This is a genomic window from Cryobacterium sp. TMT1-66-1 (assembly GCF_004403435.1).
Classification (GTDB): Bacteria; Actinomycetota; Actinomycetes; order Actinomycetales; family Microbacteriaceae; genus Cryobacterium; species Cryobacterium flavum.
Genome location: NZ_SOGP01000016.1, coordinates 23,824 through 41,440 on the forward strand (window position 1 = coordinate 23,824; position 17,617 = coordinate 41,440).

Sequence of the window (17,617 nt, forward strand, 5' to 3'; positions counted from 1 at the left end):
GCGAGGTACGCGACGGTCTGGCCGGCGCTGGCGGCGCGGTGCGCCATTTCGTTTTGGTTCTGTTCCCAGAGTTCGGGCGTGGTTTAGTGAGGGTCGCGCTGTCCGGGGTATGCCACTGGTGGTCCTGGTTTCGGCGCAAGGGACGTCTTGCTAACCGAAGCGGCCAGGGCTGTGGGTTTGCCCGCGGCCCTGCGCACGACGCTGGTGCCGTGGCGTAAATCTTTGCCCGGTGCGATCCGGGCAAAACCACAGAGAAAGCTAGGACGCGAGCTGCTCACGCTTCGGGAGCTTCCATCCGGGACGCACATAGTGGCAGGTGTAGCCGTTTGGGAGCTTCTCGAGGTAGTCCTGGTGCTCCTCCTCGGCCTCCCAAAAGTCGCCAGCCGGGGTCACCTCGGTGACAACTTTGCCGGGCCAGAGGCCGGAGGCGTCGACATCGGCGATCGTGTCTTCCGCGACGCGCTTCTGTTCGTCATTCGTGTAGAAGATCGCCGATCGGTAGCTGTTGCCGACGTCGTTGCCCTGACGGTTCTTCGTCGACGGGTCATGGATTTGGAAGAAGAACTCCAGCACGTCACGGTAGGCGATCTGGTCGGGATCGAACACGATCTCGACCGATTCCGCATGGCCATTGTGGTGACGGTAGGTCGGGTTCGCCACCTCGCCGCCGGAATATCCGACTCGGCTCGAGATCACTCCTGGGCGCTTACGCAACAACTGCTGCGCTCCCCAAAAGCATCCGCCGGCCAAGATCGCTGTTTCTGTCGTTGTGGTCATCGTGCGGACTCCTTCGTAGTCATTGGGCTGCTCGAACCGCAAATTGCTTGCGGTCGGAGCGAGCCACGTCACGTAGAACAGGCCTCCACTGCCAAATGTTCCCTGCACCCACTGTGTCGACAGGAGCCGTTGCTGACGAAGGGTCTGTCTTTTAAATGGTGTTTCGTGCCAGACTGAATATTGGCTTCTGTGGGCTCCACCTGCGTTGCGGGTGAGCGCCACTGTTCAGATTGCTGATGCGCGCTGTTCAGCACCACTACCGGCGTGGTTGAGCACCACCTGAAAGGCTCCTTCCACCATGTGATGGCCACGTGGTGGAAGGAGTACTGGTAATGGTACGGAAGATCAAAGCGAAGCTGGTGTTGCAGCTACGTAATCAAAGCTTGTCGCGACGAGCGATTGAGTCTACTCACGGGATGTCCCGGCACAGCATTCAGGCGGTCCTTGATGCGGCGGACCGGCTGGGTCTCGGTTGGAACGATGTCGAGGAGATGCCCGAGGCGGAGGTCTATGCGGCGTTGTTTCCTGGCCGCGGGGTCCGGGAGAGTGTCTTTGCGCAGCCGGACTGGCCCCGGGTGCACACCGAGCTGGCTCGGGTGGGAGTGACGTTGAAGCTTTTGCACCAGGAGTATGTCGACGCGTCGTCGCGTGCCGGGCAGGCCGTGATGAGTTACGACCGGTTCTGCCGGCTCTATGGCGACTACGCCGCCGTGACTGGCGCGTCGTCCCGTGTTGGCCACAAGGCCGGCCGCAGCATCGAGGTCGACTGGTCGGGACCCACGATGCAGCTGCTGGATCCGACCACGGGCGAAATCTCGAAGGTGTATTTGTTCGTCGCTTGTCTGCCGTTTAGCCGGTATGCGTTCGTGGAAGCCACGTTGGATATGCGACAGGAGTCGTGGCTGCGCGCCCACACGGCGATGTTCGCTTTCTTTGGCGGCAGCGTGCCACGCCTGGTGCCGGACAACTTGAAGACCGGGGTGATCTCCCACCCGCGTGAGGGCGAGGTCGTTCTCAACGACGCCTACCGCGAGATCGCAGCGCACTACTCAGCCGCGGTGCTGCCGGGCCGTGTCCGGGCACCAAAAGACAAAGCCAGTGTCGAGAACACGGTCTCCCACGTGGCGACCTGGGTGATCGCTGGCCTCAGGCACGAGCAGTTCACGTCCCTGCCTCAGTTGCGGGTCCGGGTCGCTGAGCAGATCGATGCCTATAACCGGCAGCCGTTCCAGAAACGGGACGGGTCTCGGCTGAGCGTGTTCATCGCGGAGGAGAAGCCGTTGATGCAACCGCTGCCGGCGGCCTCGTTCGAGATCAGCACGTGGTCCTACAAACGCAAGGTGGGCAAGAATGCTCACGTGGTCTGGGCGAAGAACTTCTACTCGGTCCCCATCGGTCACATCGGTGCCCTCGTTGACCTTCGCGTGACGGACACGATGTTGGAGGTCTATCGGGCTGATGAGCGCCTGACCAGCCACCTGCTTTTGCCGGCCAGCACGGCGAATCGGTATCAGACCAACGATGCTGACCTGCCCGAGGGGCGGAGCTGGCAGGCCTGGGACCGGGTCCGGATCGACGACTGGGCAGCCCGGATGGGCCCGGCCACAGTGACGGTGATCGGCAAGATCTTCGAAGCCGCCTCGATCGAGGAGGCCGGCTACGATCCGGCCTTGGCGGTGCTGCGTCTGTCGCGCCGGTTCTCTCCGACCCGGGTTGAGGCGGCCTGCGAGCTGGCGTTGCGGGGGCCGATCCGCTCTCCGCGGTATGCGCACCTGCGGCCGATTCTCGACACCGGGCAAGACAAAACGGGGAACGTCCCCGATGAATCCGAGGCGGATGGCGGCGGCTATGTCCGCGGCAGCGCCTACTACGCCGGCGGCACCCGATGAGCCGGCTGGACGGGGAGACCAAACGCAAGTTGCGCGAAATGAACGCCGGCGAGCTCCTCGAAGCGATCGACAGTCAGGACGAGACACTCAGCATCGACATGCCGTTTGAAGAGCGAGTGCGGCTGGTCGTGGATGATGCCTATTCCACCTTCACGCACTCCAAAGTGGAGGGTTTGATCCGGCGGGCGGGGCTGCGTTACCCAAACGCTGACCTGCGCCGCATCGACCTGCTCGACGAACGCAGCCTCAACCGGGAGCTACTAACCCAGCTCGGCACCTGCTCCTTCGTGACCCGGCAGCAGAACGTCGTCTTCCAAGGATTCACCGGGTCGGGGAAGTCGTATCTGGGCTGCGCGATCGCCAAACGCGCCTGCGAGCATCGCATCCGCGCCCACTACGTCCGCATGCCCGACCTCGAAGAAGCCTGGGTCGCCGCGCAAGACAGCCCCGGCGGGTCCGGCAAGTTCCTCCGCAAATACGCCGCATTCACGTTGCTCGTTGTTGACGAGTGGTTGCTGGACCGGCCGACGGAATCAATGCGCGGCATGTTGCTGGAGTTGATGGAGCGCCGCTACGGAGAAACGTCAACGGTGTTCTGCACGCAGTACTCGCAGAAAGACTGGCACCAGCGCCTCGGCTCCGGCGTTCACGCGGACGCGATCATGGACCGGATCATCCACAACACGGTCTGGGTCGAGACCGGCACCTACAACATGAGGGAACACACCGCCCTGGTCAACGCCTAATCCAGGACGGGCGGGCGCCAGTGGCTCCCAACCACACCACCACTGGCGCTCTCCCGCACGATCGGTGGTGCTGAACCGCACGATCGGTGGTGCTGAACCGCACGATTGGGTGGTGCTCAAAGCCTCAAATACTCACCAGACACACTGAGCGTGAGTTCGGCGGGGAGGGTGCCGTCATGACGACACTGGATGATGTGACGATGAAGACTCGAATGGGGCCGACAGCGGAGCCTGTCGCAGTGATTGGATGGGTGCACTGAGCCCGTGAACTGGGCCCGAGTTGAGAGGGTCCGGAAGACCTGCTCGAACCAAGGCGAGGGTGTCAGATGGCCTGTGTAAGGCGTTGCGGATCGACTGCTCGAAGGAGTGATACTCATGGTCATGACGAATCGAAACGAGTTGCGCAAGGCACCGCGGTCCCCGTCTCAGCTGCAGACGGCGAAGGCGATCGATGACCTCCGCGAGAGCGGCGCGTTGGATTCGCTGTTCTCGAAGATCGATGCCGGCCAAATCCAGCTCACGGGCGAGGACGGGTTCGTGCCCGGCCTGATCGAAGCGGCCCTCGAACGCGGGTTGCAGATCGAGCTGACCGAGCACCTCCGCTACGAGAAGGGCGACCCAGAAGCCCGGTTCTATCCGAATTCTCGTAATGGTTCCACGCCCAAAGTGGGCGACGCTGAGGTCGGTGCACTCGATTTGGACATTCCCCGGGGACCGTGGCGGGAGCTTCATCCCGCGCCTGGTGCCGGGGTCTGAGTAGCACCGGAACGAAACGTGCGCTAAGGGTTGTTGGGTTGCAGGCGGGAGAAGCATGCCCAGCGACACGGCGCTAAATTAGGGTCGATAACTCGTGCCGAGAATCAATACCGGTAAGCCATGTATGTCAACTTTTTTAGTACAGCCCTTCCAGAATCCCGGGCCGCCATTGGGTTCGTCGGCCTTATCGTACGATCTGGGTCCATTACCACTCCCAACCCCAATATGCCTCCGCTCAGATCACCGCGTTCGCTGCCGAGAATGGCATCACACGCTCGATGGGATTGACCGGTATTTGCTGGGATTGTGAGACGATCAACCCATCAGGCCAGGTCGCGGCTTGACCCGTGTTGGGATTGACAGCCGGCCTCATCGCCGGCGTGTCCTTGCGTTGATCTGTCGGCCGCGACCGGGTCTGGTGCCTGAATTTCACCTGGCCCAGCCATGTCCCAATAGGGGCCTTTCCGTGGGCGTTCGCTGCCTGCGTGGATCGTCACAGTCCTGACTGACTTTCTCTCGTGGAATTGCTCGTCAACCCCCACGAAAGGCAGCCATGAGGTCATCTGTTCTGAAGCACCCCCGAAAGTCGTGACCAGCGCTCCACGGCGAAGGGGTGATCCTTGGCGTAGACACACACAAGGATGTCCACGTCGCGGCGATCCTGACGATCACGGGAGTTCTTCTAGCGACCCACAGCTTCCCGACGACACGCGATGGCTATGCAGCGACTTTGGAGTGGGCCCACCGGTTCGGGGACGTGAACGCGGCCGGTATCGAATGCACCGGCTCGTACGGTTTTCGCGCTGATGAAATACCTCCAAACCCAAAACGTGACAGTGTTCGAGGTGAATCAACCAGACCGAGCACTGCGGCGCAAAGCCGGAAAAACAGATGCCGTTGACGCTGAAGCCGCGGCCCGGGCAGTCCTCGCCGGCCGGTCCTTGGCCACGCCGAAAACAGGTATCGGTGCCGCCGAAGAACTACGCCACATGCGGTTGGTGAAATCGTCAGCAGTGAAGGCACGAACGACTGCGATCAACCAGCTCACAGGCCTCGTTGTCGGAGCGGAGCCAGCACTGCGCGATCAGCTCCGTGGACTCAGCACCAAAGCCCTCAGCCGAGCCTGCGCACTGCTACTGCCCAGCACCGTCGAACGAATGCTCATGAGTGAACTTGCCACCCGCATCCACCACCTCACTCAGCAGCTCAGCCGCCTGGAAACGGCCATGACACGAACGGTGACAGCCTGCGCGCCCGAGCTCCTAGACCGCCCCGGTGTCGGCTACGACAGCGCCGCTGCGCTACTCATCGCCGTCGGCGACAATCCCGAAAGAATGAAGAATGAAGAACGAAGCCGCATTCGCAGCGCTCTGCGGCGTCAGCCCGGTCGAGTTCTCGTCAGGGAAAACGACGAAGCGGCGCCTCAATCGCGGTGGGAACCGCCAAACCAACGCAGCCCTGTATCGAATCGTGCTGACGAGACTTCGATGGGATGAAACCACCCAAAACTACCTACAGCACCGCACCGAACAAGGGAAAAGCAAGCGAGACGTCATCCGCTGCCTCAAACGATACCTCGCACGCGAAATCTTCACCATCCTGAAAACCATCCCCGACCAGCACAAAAACCCGGCGCAGCACGAATTGACAACATAGGGGCATCAACAGCATGGCCGAAAGTTTCTTCTCAATGCTCAAGAACGAGCGCGTCTATCGCACTACCTATGCCACGAAATCACAAGCTCGCAGCGACGTCATCCGATATATCGAAGGGTCTTACAACAGCCGCCGCCGGCACTCCGCACTCGGATATCGCCGGCCCAATGAAGTCCACTATGGTTATCAACAGCCAGCACTGGCAGCGTAGAAAAATCCACTAATTCCGCTGTCCGAAATACCCGCGGCAGGTCAGGGAACAACCCGCGCTCCAACGGCGCCTTCGATGCCGGGCCTTTCTACCAAGGCCCGAAGCCCTTCATCTCAATGGATGGGGAAGGGGCGTTGATATTGAACCCGAGCGTACCGTTGGACAATCACAACCTCGTCGCCACCGACGATTTGAATAATCAAGAGGTTCTTGTGGACCTACAGGAGCTGATTTACGGATGAATCGCCAGGGCAAGACGACGGCAATTACTGGATTGCTCATTCTTATAGCCGTACTGACTTCATGTGCGCCGACAAATCAGGGAAGCGAGACGACCATGGATCTCCAGACAGCGAAGGGCATCGCGATGGCATTAGAGGACGAGACCGCTGCACTCGTTCCTTCCGAGAATGTGGGCGACCAGTCTCAGTTGCAGATGACCTATTTGTTGGGCTGCGCGAATGACACGTTGGCTTGGCCTGGTCGAACGACTGTCACTCTGGTCGGTGATGTCGATGCGGAGGCGATGATCGATGTTATTGCCTCCGCGTGGGAGCAGAAGGACGGAGTGGTCGTGGAGCGACGCAAGACCAGGCAGGGCGCACCGAGGGTAGACATGACGGGCGTTCAGGGAGACTTTTATAGTGCGTCGATTTGGGCTCCCGGCACCGAACTTCAAATCACCTCCTTCTCGCCGTGTTTCGAGCTGGAGGGCGGCACGAAGCCTGGCATGCAGTATTGATTGAGTCGTCCGGGTCCTCCATGAGGCAGGGCTTTCCGATTGACAGCAACAACCTAGGCCTCTCCGGATGTGAACAATCGACTGGTCCTTGTAGATCTTGAGGAGCTGATTTACGGATGAATCCCACAGGAAAATGGGCGGCCATCGTCGGGATTGTCGCGCTGACAGCAGTGTTGGCGTCGTGTACGTCGACGGACCCGGAAAGTGAGGCGATGATGGATCTGCAGACAGCTAAGGGCATCGCGATGGCGATGGAGGACGAGGCTGCGGCCCTTGTCCCAGCGCAAAATGTGGGCGATCAGTCTCAGTTCACGACGGCACACCTCATGGGATGTTCGGCGGGCGGATATACCTGGCCCGGCCTCACGACCCTCACTTTGATCGGTGAGGTGAATGGCGAGGAGCTCATCGACGCGATCGCATCCGCGTGGGAGCAAAAGCCCGGGGTGACCGTGGAACGAAAAGCCGTTCGCGGCGGCACACTCCGGGTAGACATGATCGCGACACAGGGAGACTCCTACAGCGCGGGGGTCGGGACTCTGGGAAGACTCTGAAAATCGACTCCTTCTCGCCCTGTTTCGAACTGGAGGACGGTCTCAAGCCCGGCATGGAGTATTGACGCAGCAAGGTGCCGCCCCACTTCTGAGGTTCGGCGGGAGAATCGCCGCCATCAGCGTCCCGCTCGCCATCACGGCACCTTTCCCGCCAGACCCAGGTCCAGCGCGTCAGGCCGGAAACACCGTTTAAGAGACAGTCCCGGTGGGGATCGTGCAGCTGGATTCGACCGGAGGCCTGCTCACCGCGAACGACCAGTGGCTGGCGCTTAGCGGACTCACCCCCGAGCAGTCCCAGGGCTCCGGATGGGCCGCTGCCATGCACCCCGATGACACCGAGCGGGTGGGCAGCGAATGGGCCGTGCACGCGGCCGACGGCACGGCGTACCAGACCAGTCTGCGGTTTCGCACACCGAACGGCCAGGTGAACTGGGTGCAGGTACATTCAGCGCCGACCTATGACAACGGCGTTCTGGTCGGCCACCTGGCCGGCGACGCCGTACTGGTCGAGGTCGCAGCCCGGCTGCTGGAGGGTGCCCGCGCCAACGGTGCAGCCCACCTTGGTTTCGCACCGCTGACCGAACGAACGTCTCATTCACCATTCAGCAGAACGTAGACGATCCCCGCGATCTGGCCGGTCACCCGGTCGGGAGCCTCGGCGCTGGCTGCGCTCGTGCTGAACGACGTCACGGTCATCAGGCGCTGGCCGTTTTGCAGGCCGTCAAGAAATTCCAGCACGGCGTCGAAATTTCCGGTGACGGCGATCGTGATCGGCACGGCGACGAAGTTCTCCGCCGTGACCAGTGGACTCGACGCGGCGGACGGCGCGGCCGAAGCATCCGCTGCCGTCGTGGGATCGACGCCGGAAGCGGTGTCGGGCAGCGCGACGACCGGCAGATACGGCATCGCGTCGGCCGAGGAGAATTCGGTCAGGGTGACGGATGTTCGACCGGCGATGCCATCCAGCTGGCCGATCAGAGTGGGCAGCGCCGCACCGCCCGGGATCGCCTCCCGCAGCACCGCGAGTTCGTCCTGCACCGTTTCGAGGCCGTCGAATTGACGTTGCAGTGCCGCGAGCTGCAGGTCATACACCTCATTCTGCGCCAGCGCCGCGCTGCGAGTCGTGCGGGCCTCGCTCAACTCGTCGAGTTTGGGCGAGATGCCGAGCGTGTACCCGGCCAGCATGACGAGCACGATGACGAGCATCGCGCCCACCAGCCACCACTTCGTCGGCGTCATCCGTTACCCTCCTGGTCGGCGAATCGGTTCGAGAACGCCTCGCCGTTGACGTGCAGGGTAAGGCTGACCTCGTACGCCCCGGAGTCGAGCAGCGCCACCCGGGTCGGGGCGCTGTCCGCGTACCCGGGCAGGGTCGCCATCGCGTCGAGCCAGTCGGGAATGCTCGGCAGGGTCGCACTGGTCAGTGTGAGGTTGATGGCGGCTACGCGGTGCGGCTGCAGCGGCGCCGTCGCTTGCAGATATGGAGCCCAGGGCGAACCCGCGTCGAGGGTCACCGCGCCAATCACAACGTCACCGGGCAGGCGGGCACGGATCTGCTGCAGATATGCGGTCCAGTCAATATCAACGGATGCCGCCAGACGGCGAGCCGCGAGGGTCGCGTCGACCTCCTCCTGCGCCCGCCGCACCTCGATGTATTCACCCTGCGCGGCCAGCAGCTCGGTCGTGCGGGCCTGTACGACAGCCAGGCTGGCCTGGCTGCGTTCGGCTTCCCAGGTGGCGGCCGCGATACCGGAGCCCGTCGCGATGACCACGGCGACGACCGCGACGGCGAGCGCCCGCCGGAGCCGACGTCCCTTCTGTTCCGCCGTGACTTCGGGCGGCAACAGGTCGACCCGGGGCTCACCGCCGATGATCGGGTCGTGATCGGCGTTCTGGGCGCTCATGGAGTGCGTCCCAATGCGAGACCGAGCGCGACGAGATAGTCCCCACCGGAATTTGCCAGCCGCAGAGCGTCGAGGCCACGGCCCACGGTGAGACCGCCGGTTGGGTTCGGCGCTACGACCGGAAGGCGAGTGAGCTCGCCGAGTTGCGCGGCGAACCCGCCCAGCCGTGCTCCGCCCCCGGTCAGAACGATACGGGTCACGGGCAGGTCGCTCCGGGTGTGGATGAAGTAGTTCACGGTGTTGCGCAGGCTGGCGAGCAGTTCGCTCACGCCCTCGTGAATGACGAGCGCGGCGGTCGCCGCGGTATCGGCCAGCTCAGCGGCATCCGCTGACCCACCCGGGAACGGCCCGCTTGAGCCGATGCTGGAGGCGCGTTTGAGGGCATCGGCTTGTTCGACGGGCAGGTCGAGCCGAGCGGTGAGCGCCTGGGTGACGTCGTCACCACCGGCCGGAATGAGCCGCACGAACTGGGGCACTCCGGCCGCAGTGATCACGATGCTCGTTGTCCCGGCTCCGACGTCGATCTGCGCCACCACATCGTCGGTGGGGCCACCCCGACGAATAGCGCGGCTGAGGGCAAACGGAATCAAATCGACCGCGACCGGGTTGAGTCCGGCCAGTTGCACCGCCCGAACGTTACGCAAAACCACTTCCTTGACCGCGGCGATCAGGAGTCCGTTGAGCTGCGGCCCCGATTGGCCATCACCGGGCACGGCCTTGATCGGGTAAAAGTCGAGCAGGGCCTCCGACACCGGAACGGAGAGCAGGTTCTGCACCTGAAACGGCAACGACTCACGGATGCTGCGAATCGACTGCGCCGGAACAGTCAGGTCTCGAGCAACCACCCGATGGTTGCCCATACCGATGACAACATTCTTGGTGGTGAATTTGCCGCCCGCCCACAGCCGTTTCAGCTGTGAGGCGACCGTGTTGGGCTCGAGTACCTCGCCGCGTCCCACGGCGCCGTCGGGCAGCGCCGCCTCATGGAAGCGCATAATGGTCGGCTGCTCCCGGCCGGCATCGGCCAGTTCGACCGCCCGCAACGATGCACGACCGATATCGATGCCGACGACGTGGCGCGTCATGGTGTGCTATCCATCACTCAGGTCCCTCATTGACGTCATGTTTCCCAGGCGCGGAACAGTGCCAGCCGAGCCGGCGACGGTCACCGTGCCCGTGTCGAGGTCGATTCCCGGCAGGCCGAGCGGGGCAGATTCGAACCGGGTATTGTTCTTGAAATCGTTGGCCCCGTTCGCGTAGAGCTGGCCGCGCCACTCGAAAGTATTCATCGCGTTGAACCGGCAGGGTGTGTAGGTCATGGCGTCGAGTGTGGACGCTACCGTGAAACTGTTCTTCATCAAGAAGTCCCCCTGCGACGCACCACAGGTGGGCAGATTGTCGGCCACCAGGTCGGGCGTGATGAACCAGACTTTGTGTCGAGACGTCGACGAGGACTGAAAATGCACGTTGTTGACGAAGGTGAATTTATTGGCGAATATCACGACATCGGAGCTGAGCTTTACCGTGCCGGCTGCGGTGACACCGGAGGCACACGCAGCCAGGGCGTTGATAATGACGGGTTTGCCGCCGTTCGCGGCCGCAGATAGGGTCGTCGCATCGATGGTGCAGCCAGCACCGATTGACGCGACCTTATAAGGCACTCCGCTTGCGTCGATCCAGTCGCTCGGTGTGTAGTTGAGATCGACCCAGGGCGGCACTGTGGGAATCGGTGTTCCGACGGTATAGCGCGTATAGACGCCGCCGATCCTGCTAGCTCGTTGGTCCGCTGTCAGGTTCACGCTCGCCGCGGTGAGGTTGCCCGTTACGGCGCCGAGTGTCGCGGCGCCGGTGGCCCACGCGTTGCCCTCGATGGAGCATCCGCTGATATTGAGGTTGCCGGCCGAAACGACGACATCACCCTCGATCACGGTGTTATTGGAGCACGATACGTTTCCGTTCTTTACCTGGATGGCCGCCCGACCCGACTCGGCCACGAGCAGGTCGGCATTGTTCATAAACACGACACCGCCATAGAGGTACATGGCCGCGCCACTCGGCTGCACGCCCGGGGGCACTGCCGACTCGTACTCGAAGATCGCCTCGACCCGAGCTCGATCCGACGCTGACCCGGTCAACGAGCTTCCGGTTGACTCAACGCGCAAACGCACAGCCTGGACGCCGGCGGCGGGGCAGCCCGCCACCCATACGTCGTCGGTCGAGCTCAGGGAATACGCCACGTCGGCTGTGAATTGCGGCGAGGATCGCGAGTAGCTGGGCTGGCAGGTGCCCTGGGTCAAACTGAGTTCGGCCGCGCTGACACCGCTTTCGGCGGCGGCAACCGATTGCACGGAGGCACGAGTGCTGCGGGTGAAATCAAGCGAGTAGAGCGTGGCCGTGGTCAGGGTCAGGGTGATAACGATCATTACCCCCATAACGCCGATGACGGCCATGAGCGCACTGCCTCGCTCGACGCTCGCGCCGTTCTGATTTACAGGCACGGGGCACCCACCGTCGCAAGTGTGCGCGGCGTGACCGTCGTGTTGACGACTACATCATCCTGCGCGCCCGCAGCCAGGTTCAGGTCAACGGTGATGCGATCGTTGACCCCGCCGAAGACAGCGGCACCGGTTGTGCTCACACCGACGCCGAGCTTGATCCAGCTGTCCAGGTCGGCCGAAACCGGCGCAGCGATGTGACTTGCTGGAGTTGTGCGCTTTGTGTACAAAGAACCGCCAGAATCCGACGTATAGAACCACGCTTGACACGACCACACCACCGTTGCACCGCGGCCCGCCGTTCGAACGACGAGAAGTTGAGCACCATCACTGTTCTGCAGAGAGACCTGCGAGGCGTTACGCACCCCGACCTGCACCGAGCGGCTGATCAGCTGTCCGAGGTCGGTCGCTTCGGTCGTGCTGCGCACGTCCCGTTCGATTCCCACCGAGCTGATCAGCATGCCGCCGATGATCACGAGCACAACGACAGCAAAACTCATATAAACGAGAAGTTCGATCAGGGTGAATCCCGATTCTGCGTCCGTCACAGGGGATTGCCCACTGTCGGTCACGGCGCATCCAACAGAATGAGGGTTTCCGCAGCGGCCAACTCGTCGTTCGACCCGACGGACGATGCCCACACCCTCATCTGCACGACGCGTAGGTACGGTTCGGCGCACACGTCGGAAGGCGGCAGGTTGAGCCTCAAGTGCGGTTGCAGGGCACCACGTTTCGTTTCCACTGCTGCCGGGACACTCGCGGTGACGGCCTTGACCGCTGAGCAGCTCGACCCGGCAGCCCCGACCCGCTGCAGTTGCTGGGCAACGACCTGAGTCGCCTCGGCGATGGTCACGTTCGTGTCGGAGACGCGCGCACTCTGCACGAGAATCGGCAGAAACGCAACGGCCAAGAGCCCGATGAGGAACATGGCCACGACAATTTCGACCACCCCGAATCCGCCCTCGTTGCACGAATGCGAGCGGCGCGGCGAATCGGGCATGCTCGCCCCCTTCGGTCGATCGAAACAGTGCACTGAAAATATATGGATCGGTGGGTCCACCAGACGGAGGCAGGCGGGGAGCCACGTGTGACACCCCACCCGGCACCGGCTACGGGGTCGCGACGTTCGAGACGCAGGTCCCCTGCAGAGCAGCACCGTTATCGTCGATGACGAAGATGCGGGCCGAGCCATCGAACTGGCCCGAGATGCAGAACGCTGTCGCGGAGCCGGTCAGCACGACGGTGACGTCATTACTCGGTGTGTAGGCGCTCGCGGCAGCAAGATTTGCGGGGAAACCGTTTGTGACGATCTCGGCCACTACAGCGGTCTTCGCCTGGGTGATCTGGGCCTTGACAGCGCTGTCCTTTGCGCCCTCCTGCTGGTTGAGGAAGATCGGAATTGCCACGGCGGCAAGCACGCCGATAATGAGAACGACCACGAGCAGCTCAATGAGGGTGAAGCCCTGCTGCCGTTCTCGAATTGCCGTGCGGGTGCGGGAGAGTGCGTGCAGGGTGCGGTGGATCATGGGTCGGATCATGAGCGTGGTTTCCTTATTGCCGTGGCATTACTGTGGGATATTGGGTAAGTGGGAAATGCCAAAATCTCACTTGGTTTGATCTTACGGTTTTCTACCCCTTAATTGGGGGTAACTTGAAAACTCGTTTTAGCATTCTCTGACCGGCTATTTTACATATTCAAAGATGCTGAACATGGGCAGATACAGGGCGACGATCATTCCGCCGATCACCACTCCGATGAACGCGATCATGAGCGGCTCGATGAGTGCCGTGAGCTGCTCGGTGGTGGCCTGCACCTCTTGGTCGTAGAAGTCAGCAACCTTGGCGAGCATCTGCTCGAGGGCGCCGGCGTCTTCGCCGACGGCGATCATCTGCACGACCATGGGTGGAAAGATCGGCTCCTGCGCCAGTGGCCCGGCGATCGACCCGCCCTGGCGCACCGATTCGGCTACCTTGCGCAGCGCTGATTCAATCACCCAGTTCCCGCTGGTCTCACCGACGATGGCGAGCGACTGCAGGATGGGCACGCCAGCAGCGATCATGGTCGAGAAGTTTCGGCTGAAACGCGCAATGGCGAGTTTCGTGAGCAACGGTCCGAACACCGGAAGTCGCAGCTTGAACGGATCAACCCGCCGGCGCACCGCCTCGGAATTCTTGTTGGCGCGCCACCAGTACGCGAACCCAGCACCAAGCACGAGCAGCAGCGGCCCCAGCCAGACCATCATCTTCGACAGCACCACGAGAATCTGAGTGGGCAGCGGCAGCTCCCCACCGAGCCCCGCGAACATCTTCTCGAAAACCGGCACGATGAAGATCAACATGCCGATCACCGCCAGCACCGCCATGATCAACACAACCACCGGGTACGCGAGAGCAGACTTGATGGTGTCGCGCAATTTCACCTCAGACTCGAAATTTCCGGCCACCGAGTTGAGTGAATTTTCGAGAAATCCGCCGGTCTCCCCCGCGCGAACCAGGTTGACCATGATGGGTGGAAATACTGCCGTGTGCTTGATCATCGCCTCGGAGAGCGCGGCCCCGGTCTCCACTTCGGATCGAATCGTTGCCAGGATGCGCGCGAGCTGAGCGTTCTCGGTCTGCTCCGCGAGGATGTTCAGGGTGCGCAGCAGGGACAACCCGGCACTGGTCATGGTCGCCATCTGGCGACTCATGATCGCGAGGTCTTTCAGCCCGACGCCCTTGCTGAGACCGGGGATCCGCACCTCCCGCTTCAGCCCGGTCCCGACGGTGACCTCGGTCACCGAGATCGGCGCCAGCCCCATACCGCGCATCCGCACCATCGCCGCGTTCTCAGACGCGGCGTCCAGCCGACCCGTGACGATCTTTCCCACTGCGGTGCGACCCTTGTAGGCGAAGACCCCGCCGGTGGTCATTGCGGTTCCCTGGTGGAGTACGAATCACCGAAATCGATGCCGTCAAACCCCGATGGGCCGGCCGCGAGATCGCTGACATCCGTCTTGCGAATGAGCTGGGCGAGGCTGTCCTGGTCCTGAGCTTTGTCCTCGGCGGCCTTGCGAGTGATCAAACCGGCGTTGACGAGTTCGGCGAGGTGCTGGTCCATGGTGTGCATTCCCAGCGCTTTCCCCGCCTGCATGGCCGAGGCGATCTGGTACGTCTTGCCCTCGCGAATGAGATTGGCGACGGCCGGCGTAACGATGAGGATCTCCGTAGCGACGACCCGGCCACCACCGACCTTTTTCACCAAGGTCTGGCAGACCACGCCCTGTAGGGTGGCGGCGAGTTGGGCGCGCACCTGCCCCTGCTGGTAGGGCGGGAAAACGTCGATGATGCGGTCGATGGTCTGGGCAGCATCCTGGGTGTGCAGAGTTGCGAAAACGAGGTGTCCGGTCTCTGCCGCAGTGAGGGCCACCGACACGGTTTCCAGGTCGCGCAGTTCACCGATGAGAATCACGTCGGGGTCCTGCCGCAACACGTGCTTGAGCGCCGCCGCGAAACTGTGGGTGTCGTTTCCGACCTCACGCTGATTGATCAAGGATTTGTGGTGCTGGTGCAGAAACTCGATTGGATCTTCGACGGTGACGATGTGGTCGGCCCGTGTGCGATTGACCAGGTCGATGAGCGCTGCCAGGGTCGTGGATTTGCCCGAGCCGGTAGGGCCGGTGACGAGCACAAGGCCGCGGGCCAACTGTGCAAACTGGGCGACCGCATCCGGCACACCGAGCTCGCCCAGCTGTTTGATTTCCCCCGGGATCAGGCGAAAGGCACCGCCCACACTTCCGCGCTGTTGAAAGTAGTTCACCCGGAACCTCGCTCCGGTGGTCGTATAGGCGAAGTCGAGCTCGAGTTCGTCCTCGAACAGGTGCCGCTGCTCGGGGGTGAGCAGACTGAACAGCGCCGTGGCAACCTTGTCGCGCTTCCACACGGCGGCCCCGTCGATAGCCCGCAGTCCGCCGTCGATGCGGATGCAGGGCGGCGCTCCCGCCGTGACGTGCAGGTCCGAGGCACCCTGCAGCACGACGTCGCGCAGGGCCGCGACGAGCGCCGGGTCAGGCCCGACGTCGAGGTTCGGATCGTCGAGCGGCCAACTCTCCGCGGCGACGCCGGGCGGAGTGACCGGAATCTCGTAAATTTCCTGACTCATCGTGACTGTCCTTTCGGCCTACGCGACCACTCGAAGAATTTCGTCCACCGAGGTGAGGCCGAGCCCGACCTTGGCCCAGCCGTCGTCGCGGAGGCTGATCATGCCTTGCTCATGAGCCGTGTGGCTGATCAGGGCGCTGGACGCACGCGCGACGCACAGACGTTCGATCTCCTCGGTTACCGTCATCACCTCATGAACGGCAAGACGCCCGCGATAGCCGGTATTGGAGCAGCTGGCGCATCCGTTTGGTTGAAAAATGAGGGGCAGCGGATGATCCGGCTCAAGTGGAAACCGCAGGTGTGCGAGCTCGTCCCGGTCGCGCCCGTCAGGCATCTTGCAGCGGTCGCACAAGCGTCGAGCCAGGCGCTGGGCGACGACGCAGTCCAGCGCGCTCCCCACGAGGAAGGGTTCGATGCCCATTTCGGTGAGGCGGGTGATGGCGCTCGGTGCGTTGTTGGTGTGCAGGGTGGAGAGCACAAGGTGCCCGGTGAGTGCCGCCTCGATGGCAATCTGCGCGGTTTCGTGGTCGCGAATCTCGCCGAGCAGAACAACGTCGGGGTCGCAACGCAGAATGCTGCGGAGTGCGCTCGCGAAGGTGAGGCCCGCCTTCGGGTTCACCTGCACCTGGTTGATGCCGACCATGCGGTATTCCACCGGATCTTCGACCGTGATCACGTTGATCTCCGGTCGGGCCACCGAATAGAGGGTGGTGTACAGGGTCGTCGATTTGCCCGACCCGGTCGGCCCGGTCACGAGGATCATGCCGTAAGGCTTGGAGTAGGCCGTCTTGAAGGCGTCGTAGTTGTGGTCGAGCAGTGACAGGTCGCGCAGGTCCATGCTCGTGGTCGAATTGTCGAGGATTCGCATCACGACCTTCTCGCCCCACACGGTCGGCAGGGTCGCCACGCGCAGGTCAATCTTGCGGCCGCCGTGACTGACCGACATACGGCCGTCCTGCGGTTTGCGACGCTCCGCGATGTCGATGTCGGCCATGATTTTCAGGCGGCTGATGACGCCGTTCTGAATGCTCTTCGGTGCGCTCGGCATCTCGTGCAGCACTCCGTCGATGCGATACCGCACCCTCAGGCTGACCTCCCCGGGCTCTATATGGATGTCGCTGGCCTTGTCCTGGATGGCCTGACTCACGAGCAGGTTCACGAAGCGCACGATGGGTGCAGCATCGTCGCTGGCTTCATCGCTCGGATCAGGCGTCGACAGGATCGAGTCGTGTTCTTCTTCAAGCGTGGTCGTGAGGTTGCTGAGTTCGTCGTCGGCGCGATGGAACCGAGCGATCGCCGCGAGCAGATCGCTGCGCTCGGCGACCACCGCAGACACTCGCATGCGAGAGGCCTCACCGACATCGTCAAGCGCGAACACGTTACCGGGATCCACCATTGCGAGCACGAGCCGGCCGCCCTCAATTCCGATTGGCAGCACTTCGTGTCGTCGACAGACCAGCGGCGACACGAGGGCGAGGGCACTCGCCTCGACCGCATACTCGAGCAGTTCGACAAAGGGAAGATTAGCCTGGGCGGCTCGTGCCTTCGCGAACTGCAGTTCGGTGATAATTCCGCTGTCGACAAGCCGCCGAACGGCGCCCTCATCGGCCGGATCCCCCGCCAACAGGGTGTCGAGAGCTTCGATCGGAAGCAGACCGTGCAGAATGAGAATCTCAGTCAGGGTTGCCACACACGCCTCCCCCAAACTGGGCACAATTACAGTAGAACCCGAGTATACGTCTCTTCA

Annotated in this window: 18 protein-coding genes and 3 pseudogenes; 10 read left to right on the forward strand and 11 right to left on the reverse strand. The window is 62.6% G+C overall.

The genetic code is table 11. The features are described from left to right. Positions 1 to 258: 258 nt before the first annotated feature. On the reverse strand, positions 259 to 777 hold the full coding sequence (msrA, locus tag E3T29_RS11125; RefSeq protein WP_104129609.1) for a peptide-methionine (S)-S-oxide reductase MsrA: 519 nt from the start codon (positions 775 to 777) through the stop codon (positions 259 to 261). A gap of 332 nt (positions 778 to 1,109) precedes the next feature. Between msrA and istA the strand changes: the two genes are divergently transcribed. The 10 genes and pseudogenes from istA to E3T29_RS11165 all read left to right on the forward strand — a co-directional run bounded on the left by istA (position 1,110) and on the right by E3T29_RS11165 (position 7,947). Continuing rightward, a complete protein-coding gene (gene istA, locus E3T29_RS11130; RefSeq protein WP_134345482.1) occupies positions 1,110 to 2,666 on the forward strand; it encodes an IS21 family transposase in 1,557 nt (518 codons plus the stop codon). Further along, positions 2,663 to 3,412, forward strand: coding sequence for an ATP-binding protein (locus E3T29_RS11135; RefSeq protein ID WP_134345483.1), 750 nt, complete (start codon positions 2,663 to 2,665; stop codon positions 3,410 to 3,412). The genes istA and E3T29_RS11135 overlap by 4 nt, the downstream gene beginning before the upstream one ends. Positions 3,413 to 3,841: 429 nt before the next feature. After that, positions 3,842 to 4,160 (forward strand): annotated as a pseudogene (locus E3T29_RS11140) (transposase); the annotation flags it as partial. A 621-nt stretch (positions 4,161 to 4,781) separates the two neighbouring features. Further along, positions 4,782 to 5,069 (forward strand): transposase, encoded by a 288-nt coding sequence (locus E3T29_RS20720; RefSeq protein ID WP_370449153.1) that lies wholly within the window; start codon positions 4,782 to 4,784, stop codon positions 5,067 to 5,069. Continuing rightward, a pseudogene (locus tag E3T29_RS20725) lies at positions 4,975 to 5,220 on the forward strand (transposase); the annotation flags it as partial. The gene E3T29_RS20720 and the pseudogene E3T29_RS20725, both read left to right, overlap by 95 nt. Positions 5,221 to 5,509: 289 nt before the next feature. Next, positions 5,510 to 5,824 carry a transposase gene (locus E3T29_RS20250; protein WP_241987771.1) on the forward strand — a complete coding sequence of 105 codons (315 nt, stop codon included), beginning with the start codon at positions 5,510 to 5,512 and terminating at the stop codon, positions 5,822 to 5,824. 7 nt (positions 5,825 to 5,831) lie between these two features. Beyond that, positions 5,832 to 6,035, forward strand: a pseudogene (locus E3T29_RS11150) (integrase core domain-containing protein); the annotation flags it as partial. A 238-nt stretch (positions 6,036 to 6,273) separates the two neighbouring features. Further along, the gene (locus E3T29_RS11155) at positions 6,274 to 6,777 is read left to right on the forward strand and encodes a hypothetical protein (protein ID WP_134345485.1); all 504 of its coding nucleotides are present in this window, start codon (positions 6,274 to 6,276) and stop codon (positions 6,775 to 6,777) included. Between the two features lie 116 nt (positions 6,778 to 6,893). Next, positions 6,894 to 7,331: a hypothetical protein gene (locus tag E3T29_RS11160; RefSeq protein ID WP_134345486.1), complete on the forward strand. Its 438-nt coding sequence runs from the start codon at positions 6,894 to 6,896 to the stop codon at positions 7,329 to 7,331. Between the two features lie 205 nt (positions 7,332 to 7,536). Next, positions 7,537 to 7,947 (forward strand): PAS domain-containing protein, encoded by a 411-nt coding sequence (locus E3T29_RS11165; protein ID WP_134345487.1) that lies wholly within the window; start codon positions 7,537 to 7,539, stop codon positions 7,945 to 7,947. Here the strand turns inward: E3T29_RS11165 and pilO are convergent. The 10 genes from pilO to E3T29_RS11215 form a co-directional block, all read right to left on the reverse strand. After that, positions 7,923 to 8,570 (reverse strand): type 4a pilus biogenesis protein PilO, encoded by a 648-nt coding sequence (pilO, locus tag E3T29_RS11170; protein WP_134345488.1) that lies wholly within the window; start codon positions 8,568 to 8,570, stop codon positions 7,923 to 7,925. The two genes, E3T29_RS11165 and pilO, sit on opposite strands and share 25 nt — an antisense overlap. Further along, positions 8,567 to 9,235, reverse strand: coding sequence for a hypothetical protein (locus E3T29_RS11175; RefSeq protein WP_134345489.1), 669 nt, complete (start codon positions 9,233 to 9,235; stop codon positions 8,567 to 8,569). Before E3T29_RS11175 ends, pilO begins: the two co-directional genes overlap by 4 nt. Beyond that, positions 9,232 to 10,320: a type IV pilus assembly protein PilM gene (pilM, locus tag E3T29_RS11180; RefSeq protein ID WP_134345490.1), complete on the reverse strand. Its 1,089-nt coding sequence runs from the start codon at positions 10,318 to 10,320 to the stop codon at positions 9,232 to 9,234. The genes E3T29_RS11175 and pilM overlap by 4 nt, the downstream gene beginning before the upstream one ends. A gap of 6 nt (positions 10,321 to 10,326) precedes the next feature. Beyond that, positions 10,327 to 11,733, reverse strand: a complete 1,407-nt coding sequence (locus tag E3T29_RS11185; protein WP_134345491.1) for a hypothetical protein — start codon at positions 11,731 to 11,733, stop codon at positions 10,327 to 10,329. Next, on the reverse strand, positions 11,724 to 12,278 hold the full coding sequence (locus E3T29_RS11190) for a hypothetical protein (protein ID WP_134345492.1): 555 nt from the start codon (positions 12,276 to 12,278) through the stop codon (positions 11,724 to 11,726). The genes E3T29_RS11185 and E3T29_RS11190 overlap by 10 nt, the downstream gene beginning before the upstream one ends. Before the next feature lie 20 nt (positions 12,279 to 12,298). Beyond that, positions 12,299 to 12,730, reverse strand: coding sequence for a type II secretion system protein (locus tag E3T29_RS11195; RefSeq protein ID WP_134345493.1), 432 nt, complete (start codon positions 12,728 to 12,730; stop codon positions 12,299 to 12,301). A 109-nt stretch (positions 12,731 to 12,839) separates the two neighbouring features. Beyond that, a complete protein-coding gene (locus E3T29_RS20555) occupies positions 12,840 to 13,268 on the reverse strand; it encodes a type IV pilin protein (protein WP_304997029.1) in 429 nt (142 codons plus the stop codon). Positions 13,269 to 13,412: 144 nt separating this feature from the next. Continuing rightward, entirely contained in the window at positions 13,413 to 14,642 is a 1,230-nt protein-coding gene (locus E3T29_RS11205; protein WP_161498961.1) for a type II secretion system F family protein, read from the reverse strand. Beyond that, a complete protein-coding gene (locus tag E3T29_RS11210) occupies positions 14,639 to 15,871 on the reverse strand; it encodes a type IV pilus twitching motility protein PilT (protein WP_134345494.1) in 1,233 nt (410 codons plus the stop codon). Before E3T29_RS11210 ends, E3T29_RS11205 begins: the two co-directional genes overlap by 4 nt. An 18-nt stretch (positions 15,872 to 15,889) precedes the next feature. Further along, on the reverse strand, positions 15,890 to 17,560 hold the full coding sequence (locus E3T29_RS11215; protein WP_134345495.1) for a GspE/PulE family protein: 1,671 nt from the start codon (positions 17,558 to 17,560) through the stop codon (positions 15,890 to 15,892). Positions 17,561 to 17,617: the final 57 nt, after the last annotated feature.